This is a genomic window from Ferruginibacter profundus, from assembly GCF_054783275.1.
The window spans coordinates 618,914-636,630 of the sequence record NZ_BAAGQW010000001.1 but is presented as its reverse complement, the minus strand read 5'-3'; the positions used below and the strand labels follow the sequence as shown (position 1 = coordinate 636,630).

At 39.4% G+C, this 17,717-nt stretch carries 16 protein-coding genes; 5 read left to right on the top strand and 11 right to left on the bottom strand.

Annotated elements, in window-relative coordinates; genetic code table 11:
• Positions 1-78: 78 nt before the first annotated feature.
• Together ACYVM0_RS02470 and ACYVM0_RS02465 are read right to left on the bottom strand one after the other, a co-directional pair.
• Complete coding sequence (locus ACYVM0_RS02470; RefSeq protein WP_460551955.1) at positions 79-429, bottom strand: hypothetical protein; 351 nt, start codon at positions 427-429, stop codon at positions 79-81.
• A gap of 18 nt (positions 430-447) precedes the next feature.
• Entirely contained in the window at positions 448-1,716 is a 1,269-nt protein-coding gene (locus ACYVM0_RS02465; protein WP_460551952.1) for a hypothetical protein, read from the bottom strand.
• A 455-nt stretch (positions 1,717-2,171) separates the two neighbouring features.
• Between ACYVM0_RS02465 and ACYVM0_RS02460 the strand changes: the two genes are divergently transcribed.
• From ACYVM0_RS02460 to ACYVM0_RS02450, 3 genes are all read left to right on the top strand, one after another.
• A complete protein-coding gene (locus tag ACYVM0_RS02460; protein ID WP_460551949.1) occupies positions 2,172-3,329 on the top strand; it encodes a sensor histidine kinase in 1,158 nt (385 codons plus the stop codon).
• Positions 3,301-4,014, top strand: a complete 714-nt coding sequence (locus ACYVM0_RS02455; protein ID WP_460551946.1) for a LytR/AlgR family response regulator transcription factor — start codon at positions 3,301-3,303, stop codon at positions 4,012-4,014. Before ACYVM0_RS02460 ends, ACYVM0_RS02455 begins: the two co-directional genes overlap by 29 nt.
• A gap of 107 nt (positions 4,015-4,121) precedes the next feature.
• The gene (locus ACYVM0_RS02450; protein ID WP_460551943.1) at positions 4,122-4,700 is read left to right on the top strand and encodes a DUF6498-containing protein; all 579 of its coding nucleotides are present in this window, start codon (positions 4,122-4,124) and stop codon (positions 4,698-4,700) included.
• A gap of 275 nt (positions 4,701-4,975) precedes the next feature.
• Here the strand turns inward: ACYVM0_RS02450 and ACYVM0_RS02445 are convergent, their stop codons facing one another.
• On the bottom strand, positions 4,976-5,245 hold the full coding sequence (locus ACYVM0_RS02445) for a hypothetical protein (protein WP_460551940.1): 270 nt from the start codon (positions 5,243-5,245) through the stop codon (positions 4,976-4,978).
• Between the two features lie 26 nt (positions 5,246-5,271).
• Positions 5,272-6,708: an NADP-dependent isocitrate dehydrogenase gene (locus ACYVM0_RS02440; protein WP_460551937.1), complete on the bottom strand. Its 1,437-nt coding sequence runs from the start codon at positions 6,706-6,708 to the stop codon at positions 5,272-5,274.
• Between the two features lie 86 nt (positions 6,709-6,794).
• On the opposite strand from ACYVM0_RS02440, the gene ACYVM0_RS02435 reads away from it, so the two are divergent.
• Entirely contained in the window at positions 6,795-7,721 is a 927-nt protein-coding gene (locus ACYVM0_RS02435; RefSeq protein ID WP_460551934.1) for a LysR family transcriptional regulator, read from the top strand.
• A 396-nt stretch (positions 7,722-8,117) separates the two neighbouring features.
• Here the strand turns inward: ACYVM0_RS02435 and nagB are convergent, their stop codons facing one another.
• The 7 genes from nagB to ACYVM0_RS02400 all read right to left on the bottom strand — a co-directional run bounded on the left by nagB (position 8,118) and on the right by ACYVM0_RS02400 (position 16,408).
• Positions 8,118-10,073: a glucosamine-6-phosphate deaminase gene (nagB, locus tag ACYVM0_RS02430; RefSeq protein ID WP_460551931.1), complete on the bottom strand. Its 1,956-nt coding sequence runs from the start codon at positions 10,071-10,073 to the stop codon at positions 8,118-8,120.
• A gap of 65 nt (positions 10,074-10,138) precedes the next feature.
• Positions 10,139-11,299 carry a hypothetical protein gene (locus tag ACYVM0_RS02425; RefSeq protein WP_460551928.1) on the bottom strand — a complete coding sequence of 387 codons (1,161 nt, stop codon included), beginning with the start codon at positions 11,297-11,299 and terminating at the stop codon, positions 10,139-10,141.
• A gap of 4 nt (positions 11,300-11,303) precedes the next feature.
• A complete protein-coding gene (locus tag ACYVM0_RS02420) occupies positions 11,304-12,326 on the bottom strand; it encodes a phosphodiester glycosidase family protein (protein WP_460551925.1) in 1,023 nt (340 codons plus the stop codon).
• 29 nt (positions 12,327-12,355) lie between these two features.
• On the bottom strand, positions 12,356-13,447 hold the full coding sequence (locus ACYVM0_RS02415) for a glycoside hydrolase family 10 protein (protein ID WP_460551922.1): 1,092 nt from the start codon (positions 13,445-13,447) through the stop codon (positions 12,356-12,358).
• On the bottom strand, positions 13,444-14,385 hold the full coding sequence (locus ACYVM0_RS02410) for a DUF4434 domain-containing protein (RefSeq protein WP_460551919.1): 942 nt from the start codon (positions 14,383-14,385) through the stop codon (positions 13,444-13,446). The genes ACYVM0_RS02415 and ACYVM0_RS02410 overlap by 4 nt, the downstream gene beginning before the upstream one ends.
• A 30-nt stretch (positions 14,386-14,415) precedes the next feature.
• Complete coding sequence (locus ACYVM0_RS02405; protein ID WP_460551916.1) at positions 14,416-15,093, bottom strand: GDSL-type esterase/lipase family protein; 678 nt, start codon at positions 15,091-15,093, stop codon at positions 14,416-14,418.
• 7 nt (positions 15,094-15,100) lie between these two features.
• Positions 15,101-16,408: an MFS transporter gene (locus tag ACYVM0_RS02400; protein WP_460551913.1), complete on the bottom strand. Its 1,308-nt coding sequence runs from the start codon at positions 16,406-16,408 to the stop codon at positions 15,101-15,103.
• Positions 16,409-16,528: 120 nt separating this feature from the next.
• Between ACYVM0_RS02400 and ACYVM0_RS02395 the strand changes: the two genes are divergently transcribed.
• Positions 16,529-17,701, top strand: a complete 1,173-nt coding sequence (locus ACYVM0_RS02395; RefSeq protein WP_460551910.1) for a glycoside hydrolase family 10 protein — start codon at positions 16,529-16,531, stop codon at positions 17,699-17,701.
• Positions 17,702-17,717 lie beyond the last annotated feature (16 nt).

The following is a 17,717-nucleotide window of genomic DNA, read 5'->3' as shown; positions in this document are numbered from 1 at the left end:
ACTGTTGCACATTGTTTCGCTCCTTTACCGGTAATCAATAGGCTGTGGTACCGGATTGAAATTGCAAAGCCGGTAAACTTAACTATTTATCGCATCTGCCAGTTTATCCACGCTCATTACACCGTAATTAAACTCGTGCTTTGAACCATCGGAAAGGGTTAGTATAACTTTTTTTGCCAGCAGACTTTTTTGTGTGTCCACACGGACTATATCAGCTTTATCAATCAAAAAAACGATATCCTTATCTTCCTTATCAAACGCAACATGGTAAGAAGCAGGATTATATGCCGCATCATACACCGTGCGGTATATTAATCGCTTATTGGTAACCGTAAGTTTTCCATTGAATTTTTTTTCTGCCGATGGCGAATAAAAAATAGCCCAGGTATCGATCGCCGTTTCTCCTGGTTGTAACATTGCCTGACTCATGAGAATAGCTTTTGAATTTTATTTTATTACGCTGCAATCAATAGCAGTTCCGTATCCGCTGGTTGCCACATTTACATTGCGTACATAAGGCTTGCCGTATTTGCCCCCGCCAAGATAATCCTTTGCTATACTGACATCCCCTATAAAACATTTACCTTCTCTTTTATAGATCGTATAAACATTTTCTGCCAGTAATTGATAAGTAGGCACATCCAGGTCATTTTTTTGAATGATCCAGGTTGTATTAGGACTGTTATTGGCCACTACAAACTTAATGAGCGCATCTCCTGAAGAGCTTAACTCTGCTTTTATCATATCCTCCAATGCTGCAGGGCTAAGCATTGCATCGGGTAATTTGCGGGATGTTTTAGGCCACCAGTCGGGCATAGCGTGTAACATGAACGCGGTTGTTTTTATTGCCTGGTATACTGCTGTAAAATTCTTTTTTATTGCCGCTACATCGCCAGCGTTGAAACTGAAATGAAATGCACCTTCTACACCAGGCCAGTCGCTGGAGTTGGGCAACCCATTTCCCCAGCCATCTACAGGCCTAAAGTAAAACTGTAGCTGGATGGTATAGTCGCCGTTATCGGGAAATTTATTCTGGTCAATGATCTGGTACATTGGCCCGCCGATAACGTGCATTGCATCAAAACCATATTCATAATTCATTCCTATACCGGTAGTGGCATTGGCCGGGTCGGGCAGAACGTCAAAGTTGAAAGCTGTTTGCTTGATCTCATCGGGTTTAAGCATTACAGCGTTATTATTAACCTGTGCATATTTGCCTTCGCTGCCTTTTACAACCCCAAATGAAAGCATCACGTAATAATTTTTACCTATGGGTTTAAGCTTAAAAGCTTCTTCTATGGTCTGGTTCTTCAGCTCTAAACGGCCATAGATAAACCCGCTTGATTTGAAATTTGTTTTCGCTCCCTCGTGGCTGTTGCCAAAAGGTTTATCAGAAAAATAAAATGTGGCGTCCGGAATCATCATAATGTCTTCATACAGAAAATATTTTTTGTTTATAGTGATGTTTTGGTCTGTCATTGTTTTTGCATTTATATTTTTATTTTCCTTTTTGTCTGCAGCGGCAGTTGTTGCATCTGCCGGCTTATCGGTTTGGGTGTCCTTACCGGTATTAGTTTCTGTTTTTCCGGATGTACTTTTTACCTTATTTACTACAGCGTTCTTTGCTTTATTGGACAAATTTCCCAACTGTGCATAACCGGCATAAGAAAACAGGAATAAAGCAATGGTTAATGAGAAAACTTTGATTATTTTCATTTCTACATTATTTAAGCATGATTATTAAATAGCAAGAATAATTTTTGGATAAGATGTTCATGTGTTTATAATTTATTTTTTTGTTTGCTACAACTTACCAGACTTCCCGCAAGAAGTGATTCGCTATAATTATCAGCGGTTGGTATGCAGATCTTATATGCATTTGTAGGCTGTTCCAATTGGTGTAAGTTTTAGAAACAGAAATACTCAATGCTAAAATAAAAGCAGAATTTCGTGATTCTAAAAACTAATCGCTTAAACGAAATATTTCCGGATATAAAGCCATAAATGGCAACACATGGTTTTAAAAGGTCAAAAATGTTGTTTGTCGGAAAAAAGGGTAATTGGTCGTTTTATTGTTTATAAATGGCTAACGATTATTTAACTTTGAGCAGAAAGAGTGATTTATTTTTTAAAAGTTTTGACAGGGCAAAAACACTAAAATTGATTAGCAGATGAACAGGCTGTTGCAATCCATTAATATCTTCCTTTATAACGATTTTGTTTTTTCTCCCCGCTACAAAGTGTTGCGTCATGTTACCTACTGGATTATACATACGTTACTTTGGGCCGGTTTTTGGATAGCTATTGGTGCCCCCGGTTCGTTTGGCATGGAGGTAGTTAATATGTTTATGTGGATACCCTTTTTTATTTTATATGGCTACCCAATGGCTTACTGGGCAGTTCCATACTTCTTATTAAGAGGTAAAATATTCGAGTTTTTGTTATTAATACTTCTTTGGGGAATAGCAGGTTTCTATCTGGACGTATGGTACAAAGATTATTTTGTGATACCTATTCAGGAGATGAGGAACCCGGACTATGTATTGCCCAAAGGCCCACTGGCCTGGTGTTTTTTATGTATCACTACTTCAGCAGCAATCCCTATGATCATAAAATTTTTTAAGTACTGGGATTTTAAGCAAAAGGACTGGCTTAATGCACAGCAGGAGAAAGTTACGGCAGAGCTGCAATTATTAAAAGCGCAGGTGCACCCACATTTTTTATTTAACACCTTAAACAATATCTATTCTTTTTCCTTAGAAAGCTCACCCAAAACTCCGGGATTGATTTTAAAACTTTCGAACCTTTTAAGTTATATGCTGTATGATTGCCGGGCAGCAGAAGTAAGGCTCGAAAAAGAATTGGATATAATGAAAAATTATATCGAATTAGAACGGGAGCGATACGGTGATAAAATTGATATTTCCTGGAATGCAGAGGGAGACATACAGGATATTTTCATTGCTCCTTTATTGATGATTCCTTTTATAGAAAATGCGTTTAAACATGGTACTTCCGAACAAATAGAAAAATCCTGGTTAACGGTGGATATATCTGTAAAAGAAAATAAACTGAAAGCGAAGATCGCTAACAGTAAAAATGAGTTTGCTCCGCAAAGAAAAAATGGTATTGGTATTGAAAATGTAAAAAAACGGCTCGAATTTATTTATCCTGGCCATCATGAACTGAAAATTACGGAGGAAAGTAATTTTTATGTGGTCTCTCTTACCATCCAATTAATCGGTAATACCGCCGCTATTTATCAGATGAAACAACCGGTCATTTCACAATCGCTGAAATATGAAGATTCGCTGCCTGCTTATAGATGATGAGCCACCTGCTTTGAATATTTTAGCGAGGTATATCAACGATATAGCAGCTTTAGAAATCGTAGGGCAATGTAATAATGCTCTTGAAGCTATCGAAGTTTTGCGGCAGAAAAAAGTAGACGTTATTTTTCTTGATATAAAAATGCCCCGGGTCATTGGTACGGAGTTCTTCAGAAACCTGGCGCATCCGCCCAAAGTAATTTTTGTAACCGCCTACAGGGAATATGCGGTAGATGGTTTTGAACTGGATGCGGTAGATTATTTAGTGAAACCCGTTTCTTTTGAACGTTTTTTAAAAGCGGTAACTAAACTGAACCGCATTGTGGGTAATGAAACGACCTCTGCATTCATTGAACCGATTTCACCTGCAGAAGCTTTTGTTTACGTGAAGATGGATAAAGGCATGAATAAAGTCTTTATCAACGAAATAAAATATATTGAAAGTTGTAAAGACTATGTAACGATATTCCTGAATGATGGCAAAAAGCTGCTGGTACGACAATCCATTACATCGATAGAAAACTTGTTATCAGAGCATAAATTTTTGCGGGTTCACCGATCCTACATTATTTCATTAGACAAGGTCTCCGGTTATAGTAATCTATCCATTAAGCTGAAAGACTCGGAGGTTCCGATAGGCCGGTTGTACAAGCAAGTTGTTATGGGCAGGTTGAATGAATATTAAAACGAACTTTTGCATTATCAGGTACTGAAGTACAACCCCTGGCAGCAAACATTTTAATTGATATGCTCTCCTTACTTCAAATAGTAATAAAATTTCTCCGCTTATCGATGTTTCAACAATTTTTGTTGAGTATTTTAATTCCTTGTTGCGGCATTATTTTCTTTAAATGGTTACCAGGTGCTATCCTTTTTTATTTTATGCTGGAGATGGTTAATTACTGGTTATGCAACCTGATATTGCTGCTGGGGTTTGCAAAAGCAGCTTCGGCAAAAGAACGCTGGCAAAATGCCGGTAGCTTCAGCTTTTGGTTTTGGGTTTCCTTAATTGGCTTCTATTTATATGTAGCATTTATGTCTGATCCCAAAAGTGCTTCCATGGCAACCAATATTACTTACGGACAAATAACAGGCGTCACCTTGATTTATTGGATTCAATTCGTTATTTTTTTATACAGAGCCAGGCCTCAAAATAAAACAGCACAGGATGTTGTTATCAAAGAGGTATACTACCGGTTAATAGCTGTTTATTTTACACTCTTCTGCATCATAGGATATGTTTTTGTATTCTGGTCGCAGACCGAAGTGTTGAATTACGCAATGGCATTTGTACTCGTTTTTGCTAAGAGTTTGGCTGACCTGGTGCTGATTTTGATTCGCATGAGTAAAGAAGACCGAACAATAAAATAGTTTCAGCAAGGTAATATTTGAGTTAACAGATACGGTATTTGCTTTGTAATAAGTTCACAAAATGCGGCAAATTAAACCTCTGCATTGGCAGAGATCTAATTTGCCGCGATGACAAGACCATTATAATGCCTGCGATGAGTTGATATTCAATTTCCCCAAAAAATCAATTCTTCGCTTATTACGGAATTTGTAAACGAATCCAATCCGTTCAATTTTAACCATTGACTTGATACAATCACAGGTGCTGGTACATTATTGCTTGTTTGTTATTTTATTTATTGCCCATAAATTTTCCTGGTAGAAACTTCTATGTGAGCATTCAGGTTGGTATGGGTCTGTCCTTGCTCCTTTATTTTCTTTATAGTATCTCTAAGGGTTTGTTCCAGTTGCTTAATCCTGCTTTCAGAATGTTTGATATCTTCTTCCGATTCATGGATAGTTCTTATTTTATTTTCGTGAAAAGCAATCTTAGTTTTAAAAATGGCGGTTAAAAGTTCTTCTGCTTCTGCCACCGTAAATGTGCCACTGATCAGTTGTATTTCCATTATTATGATTTTTATTGTTGAATAAATTATTGACCTTGTGCTGCTGTAAAACCGGGCTCACCATCAAATAAATAAAGGTTTTCTGTTTTAATAATATTCAATGGCAGCTCATTGATTTGTTGCAGTACATCCAGTATATCCTGGTATTGGAGTACTTTATTACCTGCACTTTTAAACCTGCACCTCCAATGATCGGTACAAAATGTTTCGGGAAAACCGTTGGGCCAAACTTTGGTGCCGCGGTTGGTGATCATACTTAATTGCAAAGTATCTTTCCTCACCGCATCAATTTTTTGCGCAATAGCATCAGCGGAAATATCTTTCGCATGAAGAAAGACGTCTACCCCTACCAGTTCTTTTACGGCTGCTGGTTGTGGTGTGATTTTTATATTAAACCCTGCGACAGATTTAGAATAATCAACGGCCTGCAGAGTGCCCGGCCTTTGCCCTAGTCTTTCAATCACCGCATCTGCAAATTCGCTGGTACCCAATTTTGATGTTGAAGTTCCTTCCTTATAAATATCATAAGTATGGATACCCTCTTCCAATGTTTTCAACCATGCATTTTGTATTGTTTCCGCCACCTCTTTTTGACCGATATACACCAGCATTTGCACAGCGCCTAATAATAAACCTGATGGGTTAGCCTTGTTACTACCGGCAATGCGTGGGGCAGAACCATGAATGGCTTCAAACATGGCAAAACCGTCCCCTATATTCGCACTGCCCGCAAGGCCTACTGAACCAGTGATCTGTGCCGCCACATCACTTAATATATCACCATATAAATTGGGCATTACGATAACATCAAACAATTCCGGAGTGTCTGCTAATTTTGCAGCACCAATGTCTACAATCCAATGTTCTTTTTCCAGATCGGGATATTCTTTTCCTACTTCATCAAAAACCTTATGAAAAAGGCCATCCGTCATTTTCATGATATTGTCCTTGGTGAAGCAGGTCACTTTTTTCCTGTTGTAGGCCCTGGCATATTCAAATGCGTAACGGATAATTTTTTCAGTTCCGGGTCTCGAAATCAGTTTCAGGCATTGCACCACTTCATCGGTCTGCCGGTGCTCTATACCGGCGTACAAGTCCTCTTCATTTTCCCTTATGATCACGACGTTCATCACCGGGTGTTTGGTTTGTACAAAAGGGTGGTAAGAAACGCAGGGCCGCACATTGGCATATAAGCCCAACACTTTCCGGGTAGTTACGTTCAGGCTTTTATAACCCCCACCCTGCGGCGTGGTGATAGGTGCCTTTAAAAATACTTTGGTTCTCCGAAGCGATTCCCAGGCAGCCGGAGCTATACCTGCTGAATTACCGCTTAAATAAACTTTCTCCCCAATTTCAATTTCTTCGATGTCAATCTGAGCGCCTGCAGCCTGCAGGATTTTTAAGGTGGCGTCCATAATCTCCGGACCAATGCCATCCCCTTTAGCAACTGTAATTTTTGTCATGGGTTAATTTTTTAGTGACGCAAAAATCTGTAGGAAAATCCATATACTTTCATTTATCTTTACTATAGAAAGCATAAACTATATTTATGAATTATACTTTTCACCAGTTAAAGGTTTTTATGGCGGTGGTAGAAAATCAAAGTGTTACCAGGGCATCCGCAGCATTGAATATGACCCAGCCTGCCGTATCTATCCAGTTAAAGAATTTACAGGACCAGTTTGATATTCCTTTAACCGAAGTGATTGGCAGAAAAATATACATTACCCAATTTGGCCAGGAGTTGTACCAGATTGCGGATAAAATTTTACAGGAAGTAGCCAATATTGATTACCGCACCCATAGTTTTAAAGGTATGTTATCCGGCCGTTTGAAAATATCAGTGGCCTCTACCGGAAAATATGTGATGCCCTATTACCTGAATGATTTTTTAAAGGCAAACGGCTCCATTGATTTGATGATGGATGTAACCAATAAAACCAACGTAATTGAAAGCCTGCAAAACAATGAGGTGGATTTTGCGCTGGTATCAGTGTTACCTGCAAATCTGGATCTTGAGCAGGAGATATTATTACCCAATAAACTTTTTTTGGCTGGCGCTACTGACAGCGGTTTAAAAATAACCAGGCGTATGAATAAATCAGTGTTTGATGAACTGCCACTGATTTACAGGGAGGAAGGTTCCGGAACCAGGGTTACGATGCAACAATATTTTCAAAAAGCCCACATCGTTCCTAAAGTAAGATTTGAACTGACTTCGAATGAAGCAGTAAAACAGGCAGTTATGGCCGGGCTGGGATTTTCTATACTATCTATTTTGAGCATTAAAAACGAATTACAGCAAAAAGCCATCATTATTATTCCCGTACAAGGGCTACCGTTAGTTGAAAACTGGCGGTTGGTTTGGCTAAAGCAAAAGAAAATGTCTGTTGTAGCAAAAGCATTTTTAAATCATATACAGAGTAAAAAAAAGATAATTTACGACCGGCATTTTTCCTGGACGGGAAAATATTAAGGTAAATTCCCGGGAATGGCATCCATCACCCGTCTATTTTGAATAGCATGCCATTGCTGATTTTATTTATTGAGAAAATACCTGTCCGGTTTTATAAAATCATTTGCATATAGTATAATGTCTTTTTCCTCAAAACTATTATTACATTCGCTCCACTTCCAAAATGGCATACGCCGGGTAGTAATGGCTTGTTTTTTGGTACAGATAAAATACCATTAGCCAATGCAACCGTTAATTTCAAGCAATGAGAGGGCTTCATTGATTTTCTAATAATAGTCCTGCATTGTATACTCCCTGGCATTGCCATTCCGGCTGAAAATTAATCCGCTTGTAAACAATAGTATTCCAAAACAGGCATTTCCCCGACTGTTAAAAACAGTGCCTTGACAATTGCACTTAAAATCTATATCGCACAAAAGCTTCCATCGCCTCATACTGGGTCAGTCCAAGTTGTGCATACAAATCAGCGGTATTTTTATTTCTCTCTTCCGCACGTTGCCAAAACTCCCTGCTGTCGCTACCCTGGAAAGGAACCATATCTTTTTGCGATTGATGAATAAATATGCCATATCTTTTTTTCTGAACCTGGTCCGGGCTCATAGGGATTGCCATTTCAATTTCTTCAATATTCCATTCCTGCCATGCTCCTTTGTACAACCAAAGCCAACAATCATTCAACCATGCATCTCCATCTGCTTTTATTTGCCTTAACGCTTCAAATACTACATCAAGGCAAACTTTATGGGTGCCATGAGGGTCTGCAAGATCGCCTGCACAAAAGACCTGGTGCGGTTTTACTTCCCGTAAGAGTTTTATTGTAATATCCACATCCTCTTTACTCATCGGCGCTTTTTCAACGGTTCCTGTTTCATAAAACGGCAGGTTTTGAAAATGAATATTATCATCACTAATGCCCACATACCTGCAGGTGGCTTTAGCTTCGCAGCGGCGTATCAAACCTTTTATCTCCCTGATCTCCGGCGAGTCAACAAAGTTTTTTTTCTTTGAGGCGAGATAACTTCTTACATCTGAAAGTATTTTTCCTGAATGGCTGGTATCTATTCCGGAGATTTGTTCAAAGCCAACGGCAAAATCAATGAACCTCGTTACAAATTCATCAGTTACCGCAATGTTGCCAGAAGTCTGATAGGCAACATGCACATCATGCCCCTGCTCGTGTAAACGTTGAAATGTTCCACCCATACTGATTATATCGTCATCAGGATGCGGAGAAAAAATCAATACGGTTTTTGGAAACGGCATTGGCCTTTCCGGATGTCCGGGAATAATACTATTGGGTTTACCTCCCGGCCAGCCTGTAATTGAATCCCTAAGCATATAATAAACCTGCAGGTTAATTTCATACACATCTCCTTTTTCTACCAGCAGATCTGCAAGCCCGAATTCATTATAATCCTGGTTGGTAAGTGAAAGTATGGGCTTATGTAATTTAAGCGCCATATTCACAACAGCTCTTCTGATCATCGCAGGCGTCCATTCACATTCTCCGGTTAACCAGGGAGATTTATTCCTGGTAAGTTCAACTGCAGCTGCTTCGTCCATAACAAAAACACAATCCCCATGTTGCTGTAAAACGCTTGCCGGCACCTGTTCATTTACATGTCCTTCTACTGCTTTTTGAATAACAGGGGCTTTAGCAGACCCCCACGCCATTAAAACGATACTCTTTGCTTTCAGGATAGTGTTAAGCCCCATTGTAAGAGCCATACGGGGCACTTCCGAAATATTTGAAAATTCATAAGCATTTGCAATACGGGTAGAATTTTCAAGATTTACTAATCTTGTTTTGGAAAATATACCGGAGCCAGGTTCGTTAAACCCAATATGCCCGTTATTACCAATACCCAATACCTGAAGATCAATACCTCCTGCAGCTTCAATCTGTAATTCATAAGCCAGACAATGTTTTTTTACTTCGTCCTTAGATAAATTTCCATCGGGTATATGAACATTGCCAGGTAAAATATCCACATGATTAAAAAGCAGCCGATGCATAAAACTGTGATAACTCTGCAGCGCTTTTTTTTCTATAGGAAAATATTCATCCAGGTTAAAGCTGATTACGTTTTTAAAACTCAACCCTTCTTCCCGATGCAGCCGAACCAGTTCTGCATATAAACTTATAGGTGTTGATCCTGTTGCCAAACCCAGCACACAAGGCATTCCCATTTGTTGTTTCTCTTTAATTAAATGCGCAATCTTACGGGCAACATATTGGGATCCCGTTATTGCATCAGGAAAAATTTCGCAGGGAATCTTTTCAAAACTATCACTGAGATTGATGCGTTTTTGATTTACCACCGCTAGTGTTTCATTAAAAGTTGAATGCATAAATTATTATTTTATTAATGTTCCTGCCGGTTAAAATTCCGGCGGCTGTATTATTTAAGAAAAACCTACAGATCTTTTACCTCAGCTACCACTAAATAACCCGGTAGTTTATCCATTTTTTTTATTGCATTGATCCATTCCATTTGTACGCTAAATATCCTTTCTCCATTAACATCCCATAATTCAGGACTGCAAAGACAACCCATTGATGGTGTGTTGGGATAATATTGTTGTTTACTGTAAAAGGCCGGATCAATAGTAGTACCATGCGCAATAATTTCCGAACGCCCCAGCCGGCCCGCCCAAAAACTTTCCATCAAAGCGCTATACTTTGCCAGTGGCCCGAGCATTTTTTTATAGTGCGTAATAAATGCTGTATCTGTTTCAAAAAAAACTGAGTTGCCATTTTCAAATGGCAACAGCATTTGCAGGTTGGTGGTTGGTCCGATCCAGTTATTATCAGAACTATCCAGGCCGGTAACTTTATACAAACCTTGTGGCGTGTTGCCGTTACTGATATAATAGGGTAAGTTGCTGATAGACCTTGCCAGCTGTGTAAATTGTAAAGGCCTGCCATTGCTATCCGCTACCCATTGGCTCTTTTCATTGCGTATCATTAAATATCCCGGGCGGTTTCTGTCTGCTGACTGAAAACTGCAAACAACTGTTTTACCACGAAGAAAACCAGTATCTAAAAAAGCACTCTTTGATGGTATCGCCTTTTTCTTTACTTTCCATCGCTCCTGGTATATTTTGCCGTAAGCGGTATTTAAAAAAGCATCGAGTCCGGAAGTTTTAGGAAAAATATTATTACTTGCAAGATATTCCAGCGCCATTGCTTTCACTTTATCGTTGGCCAGTTGTTCCCATACCCGGCTTACTTCATTTGCAAATTGCCTGGTATATAATGTGTAAAGCATTTCCAGGTATGCCCTTTGAAAATCCGGCTGAAAAAAGGGCAATTGCAATAGCTGACCGGGTATTTTTTTATCATATCCTGCAGGACGGTACAGCATCAACTCCATGGCCCAAAAAGCGCCGGTATATTTTCTTAAAGTAGAATCGTTTACCGGCAACACTATCGTAGCTTTAATTTGAGTAAGCAGGTTACCCGCTACAGCATCTCTCGTTTGTTTTGAAGCAAATGGAAAGCTAACTTGTTTTTGCGCTTCCGATTGCCCCAGTAATATAAAAGAGCATATGAAATAAGTTATCTGCTTTTTCAACACCTTATTTCTTTTTAATAAGTATAACACTCATTACCGGCCTTTCTACTCCACTGTCGCTAGGCCTTACCGTTAGTTTATTCCCTATTACCATTGAGGTGGACCCGCCTCCGTCAAGGTTTATGGCATTGGAACATCCCAGGCTTTGCAGCATGGCAGCAAGTTCTGCCAGGTTTAGCCCTACATAGGTTTGCAAAGGATTGGTACTTTCCACACCTTCCACAGCCAATATCATAATAATCCTGTTATCATTATACCCTATTGCCGAACGGGCTCTTGAAGTGCTATTATCTATGTTGATCAGTTCGGCTTTATCAGTAATATTAATAGTTCCGTTTTGTAATAACACTGGTGAACCACCAATTGCACTTACCACATCCCAGGCTGTTCCCCCCGCAGGAAAAGTTTCTGCAGGTACCTGCTGAGGCTGGCTGCCTTCCACATTTGGACTGGGATTTGGATAACTAAAAATATTCTCGTTTCCTGCACCTACATGATAAATCCATGATATACCGGGAACGCCTAAACTATTTACCCCAAATGCCGCCCTTGTTGGATAATAAGGTACATTATTGCCATTAAAGTTTCTGTTAACTGACTTTATGTTGACAGCACCAACAACGTTGTTATATTTTACCAGGCTATAAGATTGATTGCCCCCGAAGAACCCACCATTAATACTGGCATATACCACACCAGGTTCCTGGGCAAAAAAATCGCTTGGTTTCCTGGCGGTAGTTGACAGTGTTGGTTTAAACTCAAAGCCACTGATTTTGCTATCATAGGCAAGGCAATATGCCTTGGTATTGCGCCCGGCAAAAATGCTGTCAAAAGTGTATACCTGCATACCATAAGGCAGTGCTCCTGAATAGCCGGGTGAATATTTCCAACCTTGAGGTAAATTTATTAATGGAGTTACAGGAATGGAAACTGGTTGTCCTGTATTGGTGGGACTGCTTTTTTTAGAACAGGATAACGATGCTACCAATAGCATAAAAATCATGCAGCAAAAAGAAATTCGTTTCATTGCCATCAATGTATTCATTTGTAAAAAAATTATTTATTATAAAATTTACCTTTCATGCGATAAAGCGTTTCAAAATAAAAAAACACTTCTCCTTTAAATCCGTATTTCCTGTTGAGTTGTATCATTTGATCGGTTAACTCACGGGTGGATTGATAGCCATCACCTAAAGAAGTTAAAATGCCCGGAAATACTTTATGTTTCATAGCCGGTGTAACCAAAACGTCTAATTCCTTCAGCACCTTTTCGTAATCTTCAATCTTGTAGCGGTACAATTGCGGAATAATATAATCTGCATAGCCTTCCTTTAACCACTTAGGCCAATCCTGCAAATATTGCTCCTTGCACCAGGGATAAATACTGGGCGCCCAGGAAACAATACAGCCTGGTTTCATAGCTTTTACTGTTTGATAGATTGTTTTACCAAACGCACTTAACTGATCAGCCTTCCATTGCAACCAGGATGAATCTTTAGCGTCCTGAGGAGGAGCCTGTCCATTGTGTTCCTTTGCATACAGCTGCATAGTACAGGCATCATACCCGCCTTCAGCTGGCATTGCAGGCAAACGGTCATCGCCCTGCACACCATCTACAGCATAGTTGTTCACCACCTCGCTGATCATTTTTTTTACAAACAATTGCACCTCCGGATTGATACCGCTCCACCAGTAAAATTTATTTTTCTGCAGTAGCTCGCCCTTATTATTTCTGCCTGCCCATCCCGGGTATTTCTGTAGCCAGATTGAATTGGAATCATTATAAGCATAGGAAAAACCAAACTCAAACCAGGCATGCACTTTAATACCAGACTTGTGCCCTTCGGCTATAATTTCTTTTAAAGGATCCCTGTTAGTAAATGCAGGAGATTGTTTTACACCAATATAGGCTTCCACTACTTTGCTGGGATACATAGTAACACCGTTGTTCCAAACCACCACATAAATATTATTAATGCCGTTTTTTTTACAAAGCTTTATCCCTTCAACAATATTCTTCTTAGATTTTAAAATATCGCTGGCCACATTAGTGATCCATGTTCCCTTTATAACCTCTTGTTTTTTTTGTGCTTTAACACAGGCAACCAGCAAAAATGTAACGCCAGCAACTAACAGTAGTTTTTTCATAATTTAATGATTTCATTTTTATATTCAGTGTACCGGTTATACAAATGATGCGCCTGCACATAGGATGATTGAGGACTCATAAAATGAGAAAATTCAAAAGTGATGGCTTTGTGGTACCCAGCCCTTTGTGCAGCCTCCAGCTTAAGCTTTAATTTTTCAAATTTTATAGGTAGAAATTTTATAGGCATATCCCTGTCAAAGCTTTCAGCATTGGTCCAGCATTGCAGTCCGTATTTATCGGCCAGCTTTTTGTTAATAGTAAAAAAACTATCCAGATCCGAATAGTCTATGTGCCCATCCTGAAATGCAACTGCGTCTACTGCTCCCTGTATACCGCTAAAGATCTCATTCCATTCTTTTTCATGTTCGGCTACACTTATCGCATCTGCTTTGGTAAGATGCCCGCTGGCTGCCAGCACTGCTTTTTTACCATCTATCCAGGGCGAGATAAAAGTGGGCAAGCCATTACTGGTTTCCTTACACATCGTTCCCAGGTTTCTGAATGCATCAATGGCGCCTATAGTTTTACGGCTGATCTCCATACTCAGGTACCACCCTTTGAAAGAAGGATGATGCCCGTAATTGTTCCAGGCTTCCTCTATGATAAACTTATTGTCTTCAATTTCATTCTGCAGCACGCCCGTATCCCAGTAGTGTCCGCTATCGTATAAGCCAAAATAAAATTGCATGTTGTGCTTATCTGCCAATGATAAAAACAACTCTACCAGGTCAACCGGCGGTTGGTAACACTGGTATTTATTTTGCAGGTATTTCGATGGGTAGGTCATAAATTTCCGGTAACCGCACCTGATCAGAATCACCGTATCAATACCTGTCGATTTCATGTGTTCAAAATCTTTTTCCCATTCTTTAGCACCCCAGTTCTGATGGGGTATATCATGACTGATTTCATCAATAAATGTTCCTGTAATGAGCATACATCATAATTTAATGTGCATTTTTTAAAATCATTTCATGCAGCCTTTTTCAATCAACAGCTTTTTCCATTTCATATACCCCGGTCCATTAATATGCAAACCGTCATTGGTATATTGCTTATCCAATTTCCCTGTGCTATCTAAAAAGGAACTGTACAAATCGACAAATGTTATTTTTTCATCCTTACAAAATTTATCCAAATAAGCATTTATAAAACGAATGTGTTTGTCTTTATTCTGGTGTTTCTGAAAATCTGCAAATTCATTATTGGTGGGTAAGATACTCTGCACATATAATTGGGTAGCGGGTGAGCTTGCCCTGATCTGCCGGATAATTTTTTTGTAATTGTTGATGATCACCGAATCAGGCGTATCTTTTGAAATATCGTTGATACCGATCATGATGAATATTTTTTCTGGCTTTGAAGACATCACTTCGTCTAACCTTGCCAGTACGCCAAAAGTATTATCACCTGATATGCCCCTGTTCTTTACATTTTTATTTTGCCAGATCTCTCCCCACTCCCCTATATCAGTAATACTATTACCTAAAAAAATGATCTCATGTTTTGTATCAGGAAGCAGGCGAAATAATGTCACTTTTTGCTGATAGTAGGTTGAAGCATAAGTTGTATCGTAAGTATTTTGAGCTACCGTAAATTGCGAACTCACCAAACTAAAGACCAGCGCAGGTAATTGTTTCATCATTTTAAGTTTACATTTTTTCTTCAGCTGCAGGCTCAGAAATCTCGGGTTCATCTGCCACTTTTCGCAATGGTACAAGCCAGGTTACTAAAAATGCCGGAATGGTGGCTACCAGTACCCAGATAAAAAATTCTTTGTATCCCAGGTAATCGCTTACAAATCCACTAACCATGGAAGGGATCATAAAACCAAGGTTCATTAAACCGCTGCCAAATGCATAATGGGCCATTTTATATTTACCCGGTGCAATGTTTTGCATCATAAAAAGGATCAGGCCAACAAACCCGAATCCATAACCAAAATATTCGATGGCCACTGCGCTGCCGATAACGTATAAGTTTGCTGGAAGTGTGATGGCGAGGAATGCATAAGCTACAAATGGCACATTAAAAAAGGCACAAAGAATAAGTAATGTTTTTTTAGTGAGTCCCTTGTCAGATACAAAATACCCCGCAATGATTGAACCTGATACAAAGGCAATAGAGCCGAATACACCATATAAAACGCCGATTTGTGAAGTAGATAAACCCAATCCTCCTTCCGCTCTTGCAGCTTTAAAAAAAAGAGGGGTTATTTTTATAGCCTGTCCTTCTGCAAACCGGTAAAAAACGATAAAACACAAACTGAACCAGATATTCTTTTTTTGAAAAAAGGTGATGATCACATCTTTTAAGGTTGCTAAACTTTCCTGTACAGAATGAACCTTTGGGGATTGTTCTTCTGAAGGAAGTACCATTTTATTATACACCCCCAATGCAATCATAATGATACCATACATCATCATAACGGTCATCCATGCATTGCGTACACCAATCTTTTTCTCCAGTTCACCGGCTAAATATACCAGCACTCCACCCGACAATACTTTTGCAATATTATAAAAAGCACCCTGCCATCCTACATATTTTGCCTGTAGTTCAGGTGACAGTTCATTCAGATAAATGCCATCAGCGGCAGTGTCATGGGTGGCACCACTAAATGCGATTATAGAAAGTATGCCAATGGAAATACTAAAAAAATGACCGAGTTGAAGCGAAAGGCCTGCTAAACCAAATAAAATTCCTGTAAATATTTGTGTTGCGTAAACAAAAAATTTCCGGGTTTTATACATCTCCAAAAAAGGGCCCCACAATGGCTTGATCGTCCAGGGAAGCATGATCAGTGAGGTCCAGAATGCGATCTGGGCATCCGGAATACCCATATTCTTATACATTAATGAACTGGCGGCTGCCAATGCCACAAAAGGCAAGCCCATTGCAAACCAGGTGGAAGGAACCCAATATACCGGCGGTCTTTTTTTTGATTTTTTTACAAGCAATATATTTATGTTAATGGTATTTAAAACTGAAAGTTAATAAAATTATTTATAAAGAATTAATATTTTGTAAAATAATTTATTTAAGTTCGTTAAATAATTCATCATTCAATTCAAACGATTATGCGCTATCATTCCAGGTTATCTTTACCGGTTTACTTATTATTTTTAGCAATATTGCTGTCTGTAAATTCCTGTAAAAAAGGAAGTAGTGGCGGAACTAGTGGCGGCGGCGGTACCACCCTGCCTCCAACTCCGGTGTGGGACCCCAATGCATTACGAGGTGCATGGATTACCACCGCCGCAAGCACTGCACTGGATAGCAGAGACAATATTAAACAATGTGTACAAACATGTAAAGCTGCCAATATCAATAATATTTTTATGGTGGTCTATAATAACGGGCGAACCATTTACCCAAGTTCCGTAATGCAGAACCTGATTGGTATACCGATCTTAGAAAGATATGCAGGAAGAGATCCCTTACAGGAAATGATTGACGAAGCACATGCCGCAGGCATAAAGGTACACGCTTGGTTTGAATATGGTTTTTCTTCCTCCTATTCTGCCAATGGCGGAGCAATTGTTTCAGCAAAGCCGGGCTGGGCAGCAAAAGACATCAGCGGAAACCTGGTGGTTAAAAATGGTTTTGACTGGTTAAATCCTTTTAACCCCGAAGTGCAGGATTATATGATCAGTCTTTTTAAAGAAGTAACATCGAAATATAATGTTGATGGCTTGCAGGGTGATGACCGTTTGCCTGCAGTACCTTCCACCTCTGGTTATGATAGCTATACCAGTAACCTTTATTTTACAGAAACCGGTTCCAACCCGCCCTCCAATTACCAGGACGCAGCGTGGGTAAACTGGCGGGCAAAAAAATTAAATGGATTTTTAAAACGGCTTCGCACAGAGGTTAAAACCATTAAACCAACTATACAGCTAACCATGTCGCCAAGTCCCTACCCATTCAGTTTAACAGAGTACCTGCAGGATTGGCCTACATGGGTGGACAGCAGTTGGGTAGACGCTGTGATGCCGCAATGCTACAGGTATGATATAGCTGCCTATACCTCTGTGCTCACGCAACAAAAAGGATATTACAGGAATAACGCCGTTCCATTTTACCCCGGTGTACTGGTAAAATCCGGCACCACTTTGCAAAGCGATGCTTTTATGAGCCAGATGATTCAACAAAACAGGACCAATGGTTTTAAAGGGGAATGTTTCTTTTTTTATGAAGGCGTAAAGGATAAGATACTGTGGTACCAGCAACAATACCCTTTCATCAAATGATAACAACAGCGCTTTA